Raw genomic sequence first — 18,108 nt, forward strand, 5'->3', positions numbered from 1 at the left:
TATTTCACACGAAAATTTATTTTGCCACAACTTCTTTTGTTGCTTCAATTTGTTTATCAGCGTACAAGACGACATCTTTAATAGCTAATTTTTTAATCGCCTGCACCAAGGTTGCCATATAATCAAAATTAATTTCACCTTGTTCATTAACTGGTAATTTTATCAGTTTATCCTTAACTACGTTCCAACCACCTAATTTGTTTTTATAAGAGTAAATTGGTAGATCTGTAACCTTATTGATACTTGGAACCATAAAGAGATAGTCATTCGGTCTTAGTTGCTTATCCGAACCAATCCAATCAATAGCATAAGCGTCAGACAAAACAGTAAATTCTTGTGATTGGAAGTAAGCTCTGTACACATCGCTGTTAGACGGGATAGAGATAACATTTTGTAAAACTGTTGCTCCTTCTTTAGGAACATAGTAGTTTAACCCTTGATTCATAAAACTAGAGGTCAAGGCTGGTAAGCTGTACTCCCCTTGTGGCTCTTTTGGTAATTCTTTTGCTTTATGAGGTAATTTCTTAGTTTTAACTCTATCAAATAAATCACCCATGCGAAACTCTTGCCATTCTTGGGTATCAAATGCCTCTAAAGCGTCTTCTTCCTCTTGGGTCAATTGATAATCTTTAAAACCACTTACTAATAGATACGCCTCGAGCGTCTCGATGCGTTCCGCCTCGAGCGCTTTGATGTAACTTTCCATATATGAAAATGCTATTTTATTATTAAGGGTTGGAAATGAAACAAAATCATTTTGAATTTTTTGTTTTGAAATTGAGTTTCCCCAAATGTATAAAGGTTTTAAGGATTTATACAAAGCAGAAACCATATAAAGCTGAATTGGTTTCGTCCTATGTATTTCATCTTTGAAATACAGTGCCAAGTTATGACTATCATTTGAAAAATAATCTTTTTCTTGATAAGAAATAACAAGTGTTTTCCCACCAATAAATATAGAATTTCCCTCATCAATCATTTCTTTATCATATGATATAAAAGTTGATACAGAGTTATTATTCTGAGTTGCTGTCAAATACGGAACAGAACCACTATTTTCAGTTATCCAAGAGCTCAAGATATTATGAGTATTTTTCACTTCAAAAATATCTACTATCCGATACTTTTTCCACACGCCCCCACCATCTTCAAATTCTTTATTAAGTTCTTGAAGTTGAGGGCCTATGATTTTTTTGAGTTATCTTCTCCTCTATTCTGGATTAGCTGAGCGACCTCCCATGTTAGATAATCAGATATAGTTTTTCTAAAATCATCTATGGTAGGTATGGTATTTAACTGAACATGATGGTCAAAATTCCAGTCTTCACCGTGTTTTTCACCAGATAGAGCAATAGCATCTTCAATATACTCTTTTTCTGTAAAAATGTTTAACTCATCTTTACCAAATTTAACGAGATTAACCACCTCTTCATAGCGTCCTATTGCATTATCGATATCTTGTAAGTTAGTGCTAGCTTTTGATTTCTTACGATTTGAACGCTTATAACCATCATTGCGTAAATCAATAAACTTCACTCGCTGTTTGACTTCATGCTTTTCTCCTACCTTAAAAACATAGATGGAAGTTTGTACGCTAGATTTACCAATAAAAATATCCATCGGCATTTTGATTGACGCTAAAAGCGTATTCTGTTCTAAAATCTTCTGATTTATTTCCTTGGCTTTTCCTGCACCTGCCGAATCTTGGATTATGATAGAGGCGTAACCCCCTTTCATCATGGACAAGGCACGCTTGACAAAATTCATACCATTTCCCGTTTCAGAGTAAGGAGGATTCAAAAGGAAAACATCTGCTGGAAAATGTTCATTATCTTTACCATAGCCATATTTCCCATCAAATTTTCTCAAACTATCATCTTGTAGGATATTACTTGAACCATCCCCCATCAAAATCATATTCAGAACAGCTAACATGTATATTTCTGGAAGAATTTCAATTCCGAGAATTTGTTCCGCCTTAATTTTTTCTTCCTTTTCTCTGAGTTCATCAGGGCTTGCGATTTCCTTTTTAGCGTCATCTAACATCAGATTCATAGCAGCCACTAAAAGACCACCTGACCCAGTCGCAAAGTCCCAGACATAGGAATCCTTGTTTACTCGTGCTAATTTCGCCATAAGAAGCGCCACGTATCGAGGAGTTAAAACTACATCATTCTGGTCATCACCTGCAAAACTCAACCATCTAAACATGACATTAAAGAGCTTTCCTGTAAAGTCTGTATCCACTCCGATTTTGTAAAAATAACCTAAGTCATCAATCACTTCTGTAAAGATTTCTTTAAGAAGTGATACCCCGTTTCTTGGATCTGAAAAGCTAGGTTCAAGAATTGTAGGCTCTAAATGACGCAAGATTTGTTTTTGTTTGTCTCGTGGTAGATTCTTTTCTTTCAGAAATGCCTTGATTTTACGAATTAAAATATCTCCGTCTGTGTTATCTTCTTCTCTAGAAGATTTCAAGTCTGCTGGTTCTAAGGGTTTAACTTCACCTGCAACCCCTAAATTTGCCATGATGCTGGCGGCCACTAAGTGGATACGTGCTAAGGAACTTATATTCTTTTGCTTATTAAAAAGGCTTTCGTTTATCTTTGTTAAAGCGTCTTCAATTCTATCTTCACGCTTTTGATGAATCAAACGTAATTCATCTTCTGACAGTTGTAGCTCTTTGACCTTTTCTGTAAACTCATCAAAATTTTCAGGTTTTAAGAAAGATAAATCTGAATACTCGCTAACTTTTTGACCAATACCATAGTTAGACTTAGAAACATAGTAAACCCCAAAACGAGTTTCAAGGTTGCCTGCCTCGTCTTCATCACCCGTAATCCCAATGGCAATGACATCTGTATAACTAGAATATTGAAGAATGGCATTGGCATAGTGAACTGCTCCATTCACCGCATAGCCGTTGATATTAGTATAATTTGGTTCCCCTTTTTCTTTACCGCTTGTTCTCGTATTTGCGACATGGCCTTCTTTATCTAGCTTTTCAAGTTTATTACTTCCCCATTTCAATTCAATCATAATAGGGTAATAGTCTAATTTGCTATCTGTCAATAATAGTTTAACATCAACCAGATTCGCTCCCTCACCACCTGTTTTTGAGGGAGCTTTTAACAAGGCTTTGTCAATCTCAGGATTGACACTTTCATTTTGTGTCACGAACTCTATGCCATAAGATGTTAGCCATTTTTCAACTTCACGTTGAATCTTTACTTCTTTACTCTGTTTCGTTGTCATTAGTTCTTTCCATTTTGATTTTTAATTATTTTCTACACCACATAATTATATCACATTTCACTCTCTTCCCTTAGTTTGTTCCAAGTTTCATTTCTACTTTTATGTGTGTCATATAAAAATTTTATGTAATCCTGTCCAGCTTTAATGATACCATGCTGAAATTTTAACTCTGTTTCAAGAATTTTGTCTTCTCTATAAGGAGTATAGACCGTATTATATAATAGTTCTTCCTTTATTTAAGAGCATTGTAGCGTATTAAACGGCGTTTTAAAAGTTTGACAAATAAAATCTAATTTTTGGGGTGCAGTTCATTCATCAAAGATGATTTTTATTTTAATAATACTGCACTTCAATTCCATCCATAATTTCTACTAAAGTGTTATCGTCAATTTTTAGAGAAATCAGATCAATGAATGATGATACCTAGTATTCCTTATCTCCAATCACCACTACAATATCATGAACAGAATTAGGAAAAATCCCACATACTTGACCATTATAATCAAAAGAGGCGTCCCAACCATTGTCATATAACTCTTGTAAATCATCTAATATTGCCATATAAACTAAATCCTTTTCCATAGTGTTTTCTTTCAAATAAGGCAGGTAAAAGCACCTAAATTGTTCTAAGTCCTATGAGATTGTTTTAATCGAGACAATCTCACTCTCAAAGAGAGAAATTTCAGTAGCTTCATCTGGACTAGGATTAGCAATGAGAATAGTGATTTCATCTTGCTCATCATTGTCCATTTCGTCAACAAAGTCTATGACACGTCCCTTGATTATCTTATCGCAATTAGTAACTATCTGAACCCTTGATCGAAGATACTTCCAAAGCTGTTTACTCATTTATTTTCCTCTCTGCTATTTTTTCGATAGTTCTTATACTTTTTATAGTTAGTCGATAAAATCGCCTAGGTTGAACTAAGCACTAATAATTTTGATTTTCTTGATAATATCTTCAGGATATGAGCGATCACCTATGACTAATTCGTCAGGACCATCTAAATCATAACCATCAAACCAATCAACCACCCTGCCCTTGATGGAAGTCCCATCTTCTAAAATAAGGCGAACATTTTTATCAACACATTCCCATAGTTTCATTGAGTTCCTTCTCTCTAACAGCGGAACAATATGACCCAATATTAGTTATTTACTAATGGCTTTTAGTTCCTGTTAAAAGCATTATAGCATACCTTGTTTGCTAAAGTACTACAGATACTCCATTAGACTAGCTTACTACTTTATTTTCCTTGTAAAATGTCGTATGCTATAGCATGCAAAGGAACCGACTATCACCAATGGGTGGGCATTAAATATACTTGCGTCAATTCATTTTTTCGATTATAATCTATTTAATGAATAGAGGTTTTCCATCTCCCCTTGAAACAGATCTTTCTGCGGTAGGAGGTGGGACGCCTCTATTTGTTTTTTAAGTCAAAATGATGTAAAATTAATTCAAGAAAGAAGTGTGGTTTTCCCGCCTAAAAGCTCTATAGCTGTGGGAGGGTCACGCTTCTTTTTACCTCTCAAAAGAGAACGCAAAAAAAGCAGTCTCATTCTATGAAACTGCACTAAAAAGTTTAGAACTGAACAAATAACTGAACAAACCCAGAAATCAACGGTTTAAGATAAAGCAAAAAGCCCACTGTTGTAGGCTTTCTGTAAGATATTTCTTAAAATTAAAGCATTTTGTTGTATAGCAAAAAGTAGACAGGGCTAGATTTCTTTAGACACTCCTAACCCTTGATACATAAGGTTTTACAGGGAATTTAGTTTTATTCTGTATTCTTAGGTTTTCTTTCTATCTAAGCAAAAAACTAAGCAAAAAGGAGCTTTTTCAGCTCTACCAATCAATGAGTTCAGCAGGCAAGAAACTAGCACGGTCAAACGTGCTTTTTTATTGTTGTTTGCTGATAAGTATATTATACCCTGAAGCACGTGGTTTATAAAATTATGACCTCACAAAAGCCCTCAGATTTGTTTCTGAGGGCTTGTAGTTTATCCATGGTGTTTTAGTTGTCCAGTACGAAACAAAGCAAAAGAGGGGGCGAATATGAAGCCTGCGCCTACTTATACACTTCTAACTCTCCTTTCTGGTGGAATATGTAGGAACTTTTCAGACCCAGAGAGCATTTTTTAGCTTTTCTCCGACTGGCGGGATGTGTAAGAACTTGTTAGTACCTGACAATATTTTATGAGCTTTTCAACAACTGGCGATATATGTCCATAATTGTCCATGTTCTCTCGCTTAAATCTCAATATTTCTTAACAAAACACCACCACGATAACTTTTAGCAAAGTCTAGCAGTATCTCAGCCTTGAGGCGTTCATATTCAGCTTTATCAATCTCTAGTGTCTCATATAACTGCCATAGCTTTAATCTCTCTCCTGCTCGTCTTGTAAAGAGATTGGCGAATATCTCACGCCTTACATCGTCCAGGTTGTCCCTGTAATCCTCAATCACGCGCACCAATTCCAGCGCTTTGGATTCAAATGCTCCGTCTTGACCGTATAGGCTCAATTTAACCAGTGAGTGGTAGCTTTTTAAAAATCTGTAGGCCTGCTTTGTTGTCTCTTCTTTATCGATTGGCATTTTTCACCTTGGCCAAGTTCTCAATGGCTTTTTTTCTAATTCTGTAAATCTGTACTTTGCTAAAATTTAGATCATTGCAGATTTTAACCATAGGTAAATTATTAAAGTATATCATTACCAACACTAGCCATTCCTCTATTTCTTCTAACTGGTTTATCATGTCCATGGCTTCAATACGTTCGCTAATAATAGCTTGTATTTGCTTCGCTATCTTATCTCTTAATTCCAAAGTTTCAAGCAGTTTATTTTCAGCGTTATTATTTTTACTTGTAGTAACTCGTATTTGAGATTGGTTAGTTCCTGCAAGCAGTCCACTTTCTAAACTCTGGTACTTTAGTTGCAGTCGCTGGATAAGATCGTTCCCTTTCTTTACTCTTTTTAGTTGTTTCTCTATTTCTTTAATGGTCAAGTTGATACTCCTTCATGTTATAATAGTTTTAAGGAATAATTTATAAAGGAGTCAGCCCTGTGCTGGCTTTTTTTCGTTTTCTCGATGTTCGTTCGTGGTTCAAGGCTTGATCTGTTTCCCGTGAGAAAAAATGTATAATGACGGTGTGAAGTTCATAGAAGCGCGTGGGTGGAGGAGATACCCCCCACTATGTTATAAAATTGGATAATTGAGTAGTAGCTTTATCGGTCAAAAAATCAAGCTAAACACCTAGTAATACTACATTCTACCAACTTCAAAAACATTTCAAAAAGGGAATTTTCTGCACAAAAGAGGGCGGCGTTCTTTTCCTCTAGCAAAATATACCCCCGTCTAAAAATAAAGGGGGTATCTCTGCCTCCTGTCTCGCCTTCATGCCTGCTTAGTATCTTGTAATTGACTGTTGTAACTATAACGCTAAACAATATTTATATCATTTTTTCTAACCATGATCTTTATTTAGATTTGTTTGGAAATGTTCCAAAAAACTACTTCAAATTACTCAATCCATTCAGCCAAAATCTATCCCCTTTTCTGGTGTAGTTAACAAACTTTTGATAATGCTTGTAATATCGTTTCTGTTTCATGTATTTTGGTCTTTCTGGGAAACTATCAAACATATATCCACCACGTCTAGGACTCCAGTTTGGTTCTACCTTTCTAGCTTCTCTCAGCGCTCTCTCCCAATAGTATTGGCAATCTGTCTTACTTCGGTTCAGTGTTTGCTTGTGTATTTTCTGGCATGATCCGCAACCATACAGCAAAAGTCTCTTATAGAGTTTTCTGCAACGATTGCCACAAATAGGACAGATAAAGAAATATCGATTACCTCCCTTGGTTCCTGGTATTCTTGCTAAATCAAAATGATCACGTTCAAAGGTGATATAAAGGTTATCTAAGTCTATTTCTAGTTTTCTACCGTCTAACTCAGCTATACCATGACTGATATTCTTGTTTTTCATTGGCTTTATAAATGTCTCTATGGTTATTGATTTTATAACTTCCATTCGTTCAAAAATCCCCCTATATAGAAAAACCCAAATCTATTGCCTAAATGCTAAAAGGGGATTGCTCCCCTCTCTGTGTTTTATTTACCAGAATAACCTGCAAGGCCTTTATATCCGCCTTCTACGTCCAACTTTTGGAGTAGGCTAATACTTTCATCGCCCAGCATTTCCAACGTACCAAAAGCGGTCATAGAGTCCATAGAGATAGGTTTATCAGAAAGCAAGCGATCAGCATAGTCTAATAGTTCCAGCTCGTAGTTTGTGACCTTATTCAGCAAACTCTCAAAATCCTCCGACTCTTTGAGTTGAAGCACGCGCTCCTGTTTATAACGTTCTTCAAATGCTTCAAGCTCCTCTGGTTGATTGTAATAGTCTTTGAAACTGTCACAAATGCGCTTGAAGGTCTTGTTTAGCTTGTTATCCTCCACATACTCAGCGACCAGCGTTCCCTTATCCTTGTAAGTCAATGAAATTGTAGGCTGGCAATATGTTCCAGTCATATATCCCAGTAGCGCGTGACCTGCTACCATAGCAGTATCTAGGTCTTTAAAATCGTAAGTGAAATTGAATGTTTTTGCTTTGTCAGAAAATGTTTTTAATGTCATGTTGTTTCTCCTATTCTTATTTTAAGGTAAATTATGTAATTTTTGCAATCTGTTGACCTTCTTTGGTGTTTTGTTGACCTTCTAGGTAACACGGTTCAGCTATACTCCCCCAAGGGGTTAGGTCACTTTGTTACCATGTTGACCTTCTTTTGAAGTCCTTGCCCTTATATATAAAATATATCTATTTCATTTACATTCTTGTTTTTAAAAAGAAGGTAACAAGGTCAACATAAGGGCTATAATACTAGTACTATCAAGGGTTTAGGATGTTGACCTTCTTTAAAAAAAGGTCAACAAGAAGGTCAACATATTTCGTAAAAAACCAGGCATATCAATAGTTTAAAGCATCCTAAGAAGGTCAACATTATTCTTTTTTAGTTATAGCGTGATTCACTCGACCCAGTTTAGGTCTTTCAAACTCCAACGGATCTAGTTTGTCAAAATCTTCAAATCTAACACGAGCTTTTTTTAGTTGATACTTATTAGGTGTTAACTGTTGTAAGTGTCTTATCGTTTCTTTTCCTGCCCCATAAATATTAGGCTTGGCTATCCCCATGTCCTCAGCATAATGCTTTAGTGATCTGGTCAGTATAAAAACGGGTACTACATCCAGCTCATGCCAACCTTTTTCCATGTATTCATGCTTAACCCATGAAAGTAAGTAGTCATTATCCTCTTGGTATTCTTCTAGCAGGTCTTTGACTGATTGAGGTTCGATAAAGTGAGTAAATGGCTCTTGATTGATAGCTTTGTATAGGGCATATTCTAGGACTTCCTTATTTGCTAAAAACTCATTTTTTATCCAAGGCTTTTCCTTTGCCCCGTTAAAGTCAGCATTGAAAGGTACGATCATAATTCTACGATACCAGCCTTTTGTCTTGTTGCCACCATTGGGGATATAGTTGCCTGAAAAGATATTGAATAGCTTAAAGGTAGCTTCAAAAGCTGGCCGACCTTTTGGATTGACTAGCACGGTGTCCCCACTAGTGATACTCATTAAATCAGACGGATTTTTCAAGTATTCGTTAGGCGCTTCGTCTCCAATATTACAAACCTTACCTACCAAGGTCTCCAAGTTATGCTTTTCTCCGAACTGTGCAGGCTTTAAGGCTGATATATTGCTTTCCCCTATCAGATTGATAAGGAAGCGCTGAAATGTCCCTTTACCATTATTACCGTCCCCGTAGAAGATAGCAAACTTATTTCGGGTATGGTTAGGGTTAATAGCTTCAAGGATAATCTGCCAAAACAGTGTTACCAGTTCACTATCATTACAAGCGATTGAGTTTAGCCAATCATCAAAAGTTTTGCCCTCTCTATCTGTTGGGACTCGTTTAGGCGCGTGGTAGGCCGTGCTTATCTTACTTGTAATTACATACTTAGGACTAAAGGGGAGTAGTTCCTTAGTTTCTAAGTTGATAATTCCGTTATGTACGGGAATGAGGTTGGAACTTTCTAAAGGCTTTTGTATCTTTGTCAATGTTCTAACCATTAACTTAATCTGAGGCCACTCTCTGGGTTTAATTCTCACGTCAAAAGTTTTACATAAAAGATTGAAAAGATCATTACTAGCGGTATAGATACCCTCGTCTAAATCATAGATATAGAGTAGGCTATAATCAGGAACATTGCTCTTACTGATAAAAGTAAATATGACAATCTCGCTTAAAATTTTAGCGACTGTGAAGGTTTGGGGCATAGCGACCTTTTCGGTAACGTCCCCTGTGGACTCGTTTACTTTAGTTTCGGTATGTTCTGCCCGCCATTCTTCACCAGCTTTAAAGATACGATTTTCTAATTCCTTCATAGTTCTAGGAGGCTGTTCTTGTTCTCTCACCTCCAAGATTTCACTTTTTAGGTTTTCTAATTCTTCTAGTTCTATGGTTCTACCCTCTCTTTCTGTATTCTGCCCGTGCTATGCTACTGAATGTACGATCTAGTTCCTCGATTGGTAAAGGTTCAGCAGTCACGCTATTGGCTATCTTTGTAAGTTCGTAGGCGGTCTCTAGATCACAATCAACCCACTTGTTAAAGAGCAAGCCTACAAAGCGGGTCACTGCCACGTTACGCCCTCCCTTGTCTCCAAATCCGTTGAAAAGCGTGTCAATAATTCTCATGGTCATCGATCTCTGGCCACTCGTTCTGGGTGTGGATTTTCCAGTATTTTCTTGCTTCGCTCTTGGTTCAACCTTGGGGACTGGATAATCTAGGCCATGCTCTACAATTTTTTGATAGTCCGCTGGGTCTCCTGTTGTGACTGGTAGTCCTTGGAGTTGTGACCAGGTTAGACTAGCTATGTCAAAGGGTAGTCCAATCTTGTCAGCAATCTCTTTTACTACCTGCTTATAGGTTGTCTCTTTCATCACGTTTTTAGGCTTCACCACAAGACGAAAACGGGGCTTTTCTGGGCTATGTTTGATAGTCGGGTATAAGATATAGGAATAGCCAAACAAAGCACTAGAAACGGCGTTTATGAAGCCCTCAGACGTCCCTTGTATATCGTCATAATCAAGGAAAATCAAATCCCGATAGATTAGGCTGGAATTGTTTCGCTTGTAACTGCCATTCTTTTCTGGTGTTACTTTCCCACTGATACAGTAAGGCGCTTGTGTACGTTTGAAGTCTTCGATATTTACCTCTTCAGGGACTACCAAAGGCTTAAAACGTTCAATATATTCAAACGACCCAATCTTATCAAATGGATAGACAAGATTATTTTGAAAGCCTTTAGCCTCGTAAATTGTCATACTATCTCCCCTTTTTGCGCTTCTTTTTTAACTTCTTCAGTAGCTTTTGTTCTTTAACCTGTTCCAAAGATTTCCCACGGTACTTATACAATTTAATGTCATGATAATGCCCTCTACCTTGTGCTGGGTGTGTGTTATATCTAGCCATTCTCCACCCCCAGAAACTTCCAGATGTCAGAAATTCTATAATAGATTTTCCTAGTATCTTCTAGTGGGGGCTGGTATCGTCTTAGCCCAGCATTTTCCCACTTTTGGAGTGTCTTGTACTTTATATCTAGCTCGTCCATGGCTTCCTGAGCTGAGATTAAACCTGTCAGTCGTGGCTTGTGTATATCACGCGCCTCCAGGTATTTTTCTACAAGGTTTAAAACACCATGGGCTAACTCGTTTTCGCTTTCTTTGCTTAAACTAAACATAGTCTTCTGCCCCCTTCAGTAGTAGCTTGTAGCTCTCTAAATCGGCATTCAAAAGGACAGTCAGACGCTTCTGCTCCTCTTGTACTTGGTTATAGAATGCCTTTGCTCCGTCTAGTAGCTCCTCTTTGTTAGCTGGGATAAAGTAGCCTCTGAAAGCCCCATGACGTACCCCAACGATAGGAACGCCGTAGCGCGTGATCAGACGGCTGATAATGTCCTGGACGGTTCTTTCTGCTAGTTTAGTGATTAAGCTGATTTCAGCCCCAGTGATAGAGTTCTCAGCCCCTACCTTGATTAGTTTTAATACTCGCTTGTCATTCAGTGTTAAATTCATTCAATTCCTCCCCATACATTGACCCCTGCAAGTTGAATATAACGCCCATAATCAGGGCTTAAATCCTCGCTAGGTGTTTCTATTGTCTGTTTGCTTTCTCGCTCAATTTGGGCGCTTTTTTTGCGGTCTCGGTGGTTTAGATAAAGCAGTAAGCCAATCAATACCACAACAAAGACAATCGCCTGTGTGTTGCTTAAATCTAGTTCATTCATGCTATGACCTCGCTTGATAGCTCTTGATATAGTCCACTTGTTTTCTATGATCCATCTTCAGGTATTCGTCCACCTCTTCGGTGCTTACTTTACGATTTAAGAAGTCAACAATGAACTGAAAGAGGTTCGGGCGCTTCTCCTTGATTTCAGTCATTAGTTCATCAAATTCTGCTTGTGTCATTGTATCTAGGTCTAGTGTCATTGCATTGCCTCCTCAAACTTCTCTATAAGATAACCTTTATTCACTTTTTGAGTTCCATTTTTAGAGTTAAAAAGAATATCTTTTAAGGTTATAGTAGCCTCTAAATACTCCTTTTCAGCATGGTCTATATACGCCTGTTGCTCTGCTTCGTTGTCAAAAAAGTGCTTTGCTTGGCGTTTAAAAAATGCTTGGCGCATAGCGTCCATTTCAAAAATACCAGGGTGGAAAAACATTCCAGTAGCGCTTTTAGAAACGGCTTCGATTTTATGACTTTCATTCAATTCAGGAAGTTCAATCCAAAGTAAACGGGATAAATCTTCTTTGATTGATTTTGTCTGATTTGCCAATAAAGAAAGTCTTCTTAGGCCATTTTTTTCGCTAATTTCTCGCATTTCTACGCTAATTCTGTCTATACGTCTAGTTAAATTCTCGTATGTTGTTTCTGCCATGGTGTTTGCTCCTTTTTCTATGTTTGTGTAATTGCCCTTTCGGCCTTTTAATTGTCGTTTCCTATACATGATTAGCACCACTCCAAACGCTGGGCGATTGCCCAAAGTTGGCGAACTCTTGGAGTGATAACCAGTTTAAAGAGTTGGCGCTCTCCGTATGGTCAAAATGTCCTAAATATGCTATAATTTAGGTATAAATCTTTACTAAAACCCTTTTAATAATAGCTTGCCTGCGTTGTTAAATTCGTTTTAGTGTTAGTGTGAAAGGCTTTGCTGATTGGTCTCGGTAAGCCTTTTTTGTTTCAATCACGCGCATTTAGTGCGTGGTTTTTTATTTCTAAATACCATGGACTTGATTTCTTGATAACTCATATTCAAGCCAATCATGGCTATTACCATGTCCTCAAATGCCTGGTATTGCTCCAGCTCGTCACTGGTCAAGCTATCGATGCCATTATAGCCCCCACGTTCTTCCCTTAACTGCTTAGCGTTCCTGTCGGTTACTGCCTTTAGTAGTAAGTTGTTCATGGTGCTATGCGCGTGCTTGGGTTTTGCCTCCCATGTTTCTATACTGTCATGCAAGGTTTTTCTTTTTGGCTTTTCTAGCGCTCTCTGCATACGAAACTTAGAAAGTTCCTCACGCATTTCAAAGAATGCTTTGACTAGGTTTTTCTTAAATTCCTTGACGGGTTCTATATTTCGTAAGTAAGTGATCAGCAAGGTTGCTTGTTGCTCATTCAAAATATAGTCCCGTATATTTTGCCCACTCTTTGAAGGTGAAATTTTAAATTGCACCTTTCCGAATCTTTCAAAGTCCTCTCGGTGCTTATTCAGCAAAATCTTCAAATGTCTGTGCTTGATTTCTGCACACTCTGCCACAATACTGCTCAGCGTATACGGCTCTTTCTTACCGTCCATGTAGACTAGTTCCATTGGTTTGCTCCTTTCTATTCTTCTGGTGTCAGTAGCTCATCTAAGGTTACGCCCAGATATTTTGCAACTTTTAGCAAGGTTTCTGTTTCAGGGTTTTTGGTACGTTCATAGTACAAAGCTGTCAAAGTGGTTTTAGAAACACCCGTAGCTTCGTGAACGTCTGAAACTTTCTTGCGTTGCTTTGCTAAAATAATTCTAAGATTATTTTTCAAAGTTTTGCCCTCCTTGTTGTAATTTTATATTTACAACTTTGATGTCATTTTGTAAGTTGTTGTTTACAGTTTACAAAAAAACAAAATAACTGTCAAGTAATATTTACAAATCGTTGAAAAAAAAAACATCGTGATGTAAAATAGGTTAGTAAGGAGAATACCTATGATAAAAACAAACTTAAAAGAATTACTCGAAAAAAATAAACTGAGCATTAACAAATTATCAATGGAAACAGGCTTATCCCGCCCAACTCTAACCTCTCTCTTAAATAACGATAGTAAAGGAATTCAGTTCGATACACTCGAAACTCTTCTGGATTTCTTCAATATTCCTATTTCAGATTTTTTTACTATTACTGACAGAGAGATATTATTTTATTTTCAGGAAGTATTAAACTTTGATAACTTAGAAACAGTAGAAAATTCAACGATTCATAATAGTCAAAATGATGATGGTTCTGTAAATATAAAACCTAGTGAAGCTTTTTTATATAATTGCCAAGTGGTAGATCACCAAAACAAAACAAAACCGTTCTCTCTTATAGTGTCTCCGATAGAACAGGAAAAGAAATTGCTAATAGTAAACCTAGCTTTTTTTAGAGCTAATCAACAAAATAAAGCTGAAGATACTTCTGATATAAATAAATTTCTCTCAAGGCTCAATAATGAAGCGATTATAAATTTAATTCAAAGCGTTATATCAAATTGGTTAAAATATTACACAAAAATAAACGAACTTGATTTATTCTTAAATTCAATGGTATTTGTAGAGATTGTTGTTTTTGGGTTTAAAACCAGGATACCTGTAGTTGTTGATATTCATAAAGAGAATACAATTGTGAAACTGTCTTTTGAAACATATATAAAAAACTCACCTAGAGTTGGGGACGATGTCTTTAGTTCTAAAGTTTCTTTTATTAATGCAAAGGAAGACTAAACCCACGCGCCACAATGTCCAACAATCCTGAAGCGCGTGGAATTTACTTGGAAAATAAAAAAACGTTGATTTTACAATGTTTTTAACCTATTTAGAATTTACTTGGAAAATAAAAATTATGGAAGATAAAGATTTAAAAAAGTTATTAGAATTATTGAATAAATATGAAGATGAAATTATTGAATACAAAGTAAATAATAAAGATCATGAACGTATAGGTAAATATATATCAGCTTTAGCTAACTCAGCAGCCATGTTAAGTCAACAATTCGCATACTTAATTTGGGGAGTTGATGACGTTTCAAAAGAAATAGTTGGTACAAACTTCTACCCAAAAATTGAAAAACATGCAAAAGGAGAACCATTTATTACCTGGTTAGAAAGGATGCTTGATCCTCGTATCACAATTCGTTTTGAAGAATATGAAATCGAACAAAAACATGTTGTCGTTTTAGTCATCCACATGAATGCTGGTAGACCTGTCTCTTTTAGAGGTGATCGTTACATTAGAAGTGGATCTTCATTGAAAAACTTAAAGGATTATCCTGAAAAAGAAAGAGAGCTGTGGAAATCCTTTGAAGCACGATCGTTTGAAAAAGAATATGCAAAAACCGCATGTACATTTGAGGAAATCAAGGAATTACTTGATGTTAATTCCTATTTGAAGATGATGGGTTACCTTAAAGATTCAAAAGATGAAGAAATTATTTCTTATATGCTAGAAGATGGCATTTTAGAATCTTCTGGAACAACTTTCAATCTGACCAATATGGGAGCATTTACTTTCGCAAAAAATCTTAAAATTTTTGAAAATCTATCAGCTCATGCTTTACGAGTAATTAGATATGCTGGTGATAATAAATTGAGTGCAGTAGCCGATAATACAGCAAGTAAAGGAGCTGCCGTTGGTTTTGAAGGTTTGCTACAGTTTATCAATGGCCATTTACCTCGTAACCCCGAAACGTTAAAAAATAATGGACAAATTACTTCTGATACAGATTATCCTCCTCTGGTTATACGTGAAATAGTTGCAAATCAAATAGTTCATCAGGATTTTTCTGTAAAAGGTAGCTCACCAACAATTGAAATATTTGATAATAGAGTAGTATTCACAAATCCTGGATCCCCTCTTAATCGTCCCGAAAGATTACTTGATATGCCTCCTTACTCTCGAAATGAAGATTTAGCTGAACTTTTTCGAAAGATGCATTTAGTAGAGTCCCGTGGTAGCGGTATAGATAAGATTATCTTAACGCTGGAATTAAACCACTTACCTGCCCCAGATATAGCCGCTAAAGATAATTATACTGTTGTTACTTTACATCAACGACGAACCATTAAGGAAATGGGGAATAGAGAAAAAATAAATGCTATTTATTATCATTCTGCGTTACTCTACATTGAAGATAATTTTATGACAAATAGTACACTCCGAGAAAGATTCGGATTAACAAATAAACAATCGTCTATCGCTTCCAAACTTATTGCTCTTGCGTTAGAAAATGGTAAAATAAAAATTTATGACGAAAACGCTGGCAAAAAGAATATGCAGTATATTCCATACTGGGGCATGAGTTACAATAATAATTCCACTCAAACCTCCCTAAAATAAAAGTTAACAGGGGGATCTCACAACTTCCAACATGATCTAAACCACAAACTAAAACCTTTTTAATAATAGCTTGCCTGCTGATGAATTAGAAAGGTTTAAATCATGAAAATAACGCAACATATAAAACAAGATGGATCAATAGTATATCGCTCCAGCATCTATCTAGGGATTGACCAGATGACTGGGAAACAAGTTACAACAAAAATCACAGGACGAACCAAAAAAGAGGTTAAACAAAAAGCGCAAGACGCAATTATAGACTTTAAGATAAACGGATCCACTAGGTTTCAAGCCTCTACTATATCCACCTACGAGGAGCTGGCTAGACTATGGTGGGATAACCACAAGCATACAGTAAAGCCAAATAGTCAGGACGCTACTAGAAGGCTCCTAGAAGGTCATGTTTTGCCTCTCTTTGGCTCCTACAAGCTCGATAAGCTGACAACTCCACTCATTCAGTCCATTGTCAACAAACTAGCAGAAAAGACCAATAAAGGCGAACCTAGGGCTTATCTGCATTATGACAAAATCCACGCGCTTAACAAACGTATTCTTCAATATGGTGTCATTATGCAAGCTATCCCATTCAATCCAGCCCGTGAAGTCTTGCTACCTCGAAACAATCAAAAAGCAAACCGCCACAAGATCAAACATTTTGACAATCAGGAACTAAAAAAGTTCCTTGATTATCTTGATAGTCTAGATAGCAAGAAGTATCGCCATTTTTACGAGGTTACTTTATACAAGTTTCTACTGGCCACTGGTTGCCGTATCAATGAGGCTCTAGCGCTTAGCTGGTCAGATATTGACCTAGAAAATGCCATTGTCCACGTCACAAAGACTTTAAACTATAAGCAAGAAATCAATAGTCCAAAATCAAAGTCTAGTTATCGGGATATAGATATAGACCAAGCAACTGTTAGCATGCTGAAGCAGTACAAACGTAGACAAGTAAAAGAGGCTTGGCAACTTGGACGTACTGAAACGGTGGTCTTTTCTGATTTCATACATGAGTACCCCAATAATCGAACCTTACAAACCAGGTTGAGAACCCACTTCAAACATGCTGACGTTCCTAACATTGGTTTTCATGGTTTCCGCCATACTCACGCTAGTCTCTTGCTTAACTCTGGAATACCTTACAAGGAACTTCAGCACCGCCTAGGTCACTCGCAAATCAGCATGACCATGGATATATATAGCCACCTCTCAAAAGAGAACGCAAAAAAAGCCGTCTCATTCTTTGAAGCAGCCATGAAATCAATCTAGCAAATATCTAAGCAAACCCAGAAATCAACGTTTTAAGACAAAGCAAAAAGCCCACTGTTGTAGGCTTTCTGTAAGATATATCTTAAAATTAAAGCATTTTGTTGTAGAATTCAACGACAAGTGCTTCGTTGATTTCTGGGTTGATTTCGTCGCGTTCTGGCAAGCGAGTCAATGAACCTTCCAATTTTTCAGCGTCGAATGATACGAATGCTGGACGTCCAAGAGTTGCTTCAACAGCTTCAAGGATTGCTGGAACTTTCAATGATTTTTCACGAACTGAGATCACTTGACCTGGAGTTACGCGGTATGATGGGATATCAACGCGTTTTCCGTCAACAAGGATGTGACCATGGTTTACGAATTGACGAGCTTGACGACGAGTAGTCGCAAGACCAAGACGGTAAACAACGTTATCCAAACGACGTTCCAAAAGAAGCATGAAGTTGAAACCTAGGATTCCGCCTTTGATTTTTGTAGCTTGTACGAACAAGTTACGGAATTGTTTTTCACCTACACCGTAAGTGAAACGAAGTTTTTGTTTTTCAGCCAATTGCAAACCGTATTCTGACAATTTAGAACGGTTGTTTGGTCCGTGTTGTCCTGGTACGTAGTTACGACGTGCCAATTCTTTACCTGTACCTGTAAGTGAAAGGCCGAGGCGACGAGCTTGTTTCCAAGATGGTCCTGTATAACGTGACATATGTATGTCCTCCTGATATAAATAATATTTCGGTGGAAATAGTCACTTAGAAAGCCCTGATTCGTGCAGATGCCCTTCGCCTAAACAGCCAAGGTTACTTGTCATAAGACACCTGTTGACGAGCTTCATGCTTTCCTGCTGCTATTTCACACAAAGGCTATTGTATCATGAAAAGCTCGATTTGTAAAGGGA

At 37.0% G+C, this 18,108-nt stretch carries 22 protein-coding genes; 3 read left to right on the plus strand and 19 right to left on the minus strand.

The window, feature by feature from the left end:
• Nucleotides 1-16 precede the first annotated feature (16 nt).
• From MK405_RS08505 to MK405_RS08590, 18 genes are all read right to left on the minus strand, one after another.
• Entirely contained in the window at nucleotides 17-1,135 is a 1,119-nt protein-coding gene (locus MK405_RS08505; protein WP_268704781.1) for a restriction endonuclease subunit S, read from the minus strand.
• A 47-nt stretch (nucleotides 1,136-1,182) separates the two neighbouring features.
• On the minus strand, nucleotides 1,183-3,255 hold the full coding sequence (locus MK405_RS08510; RefSeq protein ID WP_268704782.1) for an HsdM family class I SAM-dependent methyltransferase: 2,073 nt from the start codon (nucleotides 3,253-3,255) through the stop codon (nucleotides 1,183-1,185).
• Between the two features lie 423 nt (nucleotides 3,256-3,678).
• The gene (locus tag MK405_RS08515; protein ID WP_229104548.1) at nucleotides 3,679-3,837 is read right to left on the minus strand and encodes a hypothetical protein; all 159 of its coding nucleotides are present in this window, start codon (nucleotides 3,835-3,837) and stop codon (nucleotides 3,679-3,681) included.
• Between the two features lie 51 nt (nucleotides 3,838-3,888).
• On the minus strand, nucleotides 3,889-4,104 hold the full coding sequence (locus tag MK405_RS08520) for a hypothetical protein (protein WP_000043341.1): 216 nt from the start codon (nucleotides 4,102-4,104) through the stop codon (nucleotides 3,889-3,891).
• Between the two features lie 75 nt (nucleotides 4,105-4,179).
• Entirely contained in the window at nucleotides 4,180-4,362 is a 183-nt protein-coding gene (locus MK405_RS08525) for a 4-hydroxy-3-methylbut-2-enyl diphosphate reductase (RefSeq protein WP_268704783.1), read from the minus strand.
• 1,147 nt (nucleotides 4,363-5,509) lie between these two features.
• On the minus strand, nucleotides 5,510-5,854 hold the full coding sequence (locus tag MK405_RS08530) for a hypothetical protein (RefSeq protein ID WP_268704784.1): 345 nt from the start codon (nucleotides 5,852-5,854) through the stop codon (nucleotides 5,510-5,512).
• Nucleotides 5,841-6,263, minus strand: coding sequence for a DUF1492 domain-containing protein (locus MK405_RS08535; RefSeq protein ID WP_268704785.1), 423 nt, complete (start codon nucleotides 6,261-6,263; stop codon nucleotides 5,841-5,843). Before MK405_RS08535 ends, MK405_RS08530 begins: the two co-directional genes overlap by 14 nt.
• A gap of 506 nt (nucleotides 6,264-6,769) precedes the next feature.
• The gene (locus tag MK405_RS08540) at nucleotides 6,770-7,279 is read right to left on the minus strand and encodes a hypothetical protein (protein ID WP_268704826.1); all 510 of its coding nucleotides are present in this window, start codon (nucleotides 7,277-7,279) and stop codon (nucleotides 6,770-6,772) included.
• Between the two features lie 89 nt (nucleotides 7,280-7,368).
• Nucleotides 7,369-7,893 (minus strand): hypothetical protein, encoded by a 525-nt coding sequence (locus MK405_RS08545; RefSeq protein ID WP_268704786.1) that lies wholly within the window; start codon nucleotides 7,891-7,893, stop codon nucleotides 7,369-7,371.
• A gap of 364 nt (nucleotides 7,894-8,257) precedes the next feature.
• Entirely contained in the window at nucleotides 8,258-9,700 is a 1,443-nt protein-coding gene (locus MK405_RS08550) for a DNA primase family protein (RefSeq protein ID WP_268704827.1), read from the minus strand.
• Nucleotides 9,701-9,779: 79 nt separating this feature from the next.
• On the minus strand, nucleotides 9,780-10,640 hold the full coding sequence (locus MK405_RS08555) for a primase alpha helix C-terminal domain-containing protein (protein ID WP_268704787.1): 861 nt from the start codon (nucleotides 10,638-10,640) through the stop codon (nucleotides 9,780-9,782).
• 140 nt (nucleotides 10,641-10,780) lie between these two features.
• Nucleotides 10,781-11,056: an XRE family transcriptional regulator gene (locus MK405_RS08560; protein ID WP_268704788.1), complete on the minus strand. Its 276-nt coding sequence runs from the start codon at nucleotides 11,054-11,056 to the stop codon at nucleotides 10,781-10,783.
• On the minus strand, nucleotides 11,049-11,390 hold the full coding sequence (locus MK405_RS08565; protein WP_001054702.1) for a hypothetical protein: 342 nt from the start codon (nucleotides 11,388-11,390) through the stop codon (nucleotides 11,049-11,051). Before MK405_RS08565 ends, MK405_RS08560 begins: the two co-directional genes overlap by 8 nt.
• Nucleotides 11,387-11,602 (minus strand): hypothetical protein, encoded by a 216-nt coding sequence (locus tag MK405_RS08570; protein WP_013903994.1) that lies wholly within the window; start codon nucleotides 11,600-11,602, stop codon nucleotides 11,387-11,389. Before MK405_RS08570 ends, MK405_RS08565 begins: the two co-directional genes overlap by 4 nt.
• Nucleotide 11,603: 1 nt before the next feature.
• Nucleotides 11,604-11,804, minus strand: a complete 201-nt coding sequence (locus MK405_RS08575; protein ID WP_268704789.1) for a hypothetical protein — start codon at nucleotides 11,802-11,804, stop codon at nucleotides 11,604-11,606.
• A complete protein-coding gene (locus MK405_RS08580; protein WP_268704790.1) occupies nucleotides 11,801-12,253 on the minus strand; it encodes a hypothetical protein in 453 nt (150 codons plus the stop codon). The genes MK405_RS08575 and MK405_RS08580 overlap by 4 nt, the downstream gene beginning before the upstream one ends.
• 306 nt (nucleotides 12,254-12,559) lie before the next feature.
• A complete protein-coding gene (locus MK405_RS08585) occupies nucleotides 12,560-13,186 on the minus strand; it encodes a Rha family transcriptional regulator (RefSeq protein WP_268704791.1) in 627 nt (208 codons plus the stop codon).
• 14 nt (nucleotides 13,187-13,200) lie between these two features.
• On the minus strand, nucleotides 13,201-13,398 hold the full coding sequence (locus MK405_RS08590) for a helix-turn-helix domain-containing protein (RefSeq protein ID WP_125396326.1): 198 nt from the start codon (nucleotides 13,396-13,398) through the stop codon (nucleotides 13,201-13,203).
• A gap of 163 nt (nucleotides 13,399-13,561) precedes the next feature.
• Between MK405_RS08590 and MK405_RS08595 the strand changes: the two genes are divergently transcribed.
• The 3 genes from MK405_RS08595 (at nucleotide 13,562) to MK405_RS08605 (ending at nucleotide 17,216) form a co-directional block, all read left to right on the plus strand.
• Nucleotides 13,562-14,335 carry a helix-turn-helix domain-containing protein gene (locus MK405_RS08595; RefSeq protein ID WP_268704792.1) on the plus strand — a complete coding sequence of 258 codons (774 nt, stop codon included), beginning with the start codon at nucleotides 13,562-13,564 and terminating at the stop codon, nucleotides 14,333-14,335.
• A gap of 118 nt (nucleotides 14,336-14,453) precedes the next feature.
• On the plus strand, nucleotides 14,454-15,947 hold the full coding sequence (locus tag MK405_RS08600) for an ATP-binding protein (RefSeq protein WP_268704793.1): 1,494 nt from the start codon (nucleotides 14,454-14,456) through the stop codon (nucleotides 15,945-15,947).
• 102 nt (nucleotides 15,948-16,049) lie between these two features.
• The gene (locus tag MK405_RS08605; RefSeq protein ID WP_268704794.1) at nucleotides 16,050-17,216 is read left to right on the plus strand and encodes a tyrosine-type recombinase/integrase; all 1,167 of its coding nucleotides are present in this window, start codon (nucleotides 16,050-16,052) and stop codon (nucleotides 17,214-17,216) included.
• Between the two features lie 88 nt (nucleotides 17,217-17,304).
• On the opposite strand, the gene rpsD is transcribed toward MK405_RS08605, so the two are convergent.
• The gene (rpsD, locus tag MK405_RS08610) at nucleotides 17,305-17,916 is read right to left on the minus strand and encodes a 30S ribosomal protein S4 (protein ID WP_000092756.1); all 612 of its coding nucleotides are present in this window, start codon (nucleotides 17,914-17,916) and stop codon (nucleotides 17,305-17,307) included.
• Nucleotides 17,917-18,108 lie beyond the last annotated feature (192 nt).

The organism is Streptococcus oralis (assembly GCF_026782345.1).
In the GTDB taxonomy this organism is placed as follows: Bacteria; Bacillota; Bacilli; order Lactobacillales; family Streptococcaceae; genus Streptococcus; species Streptococcus oralis_CK.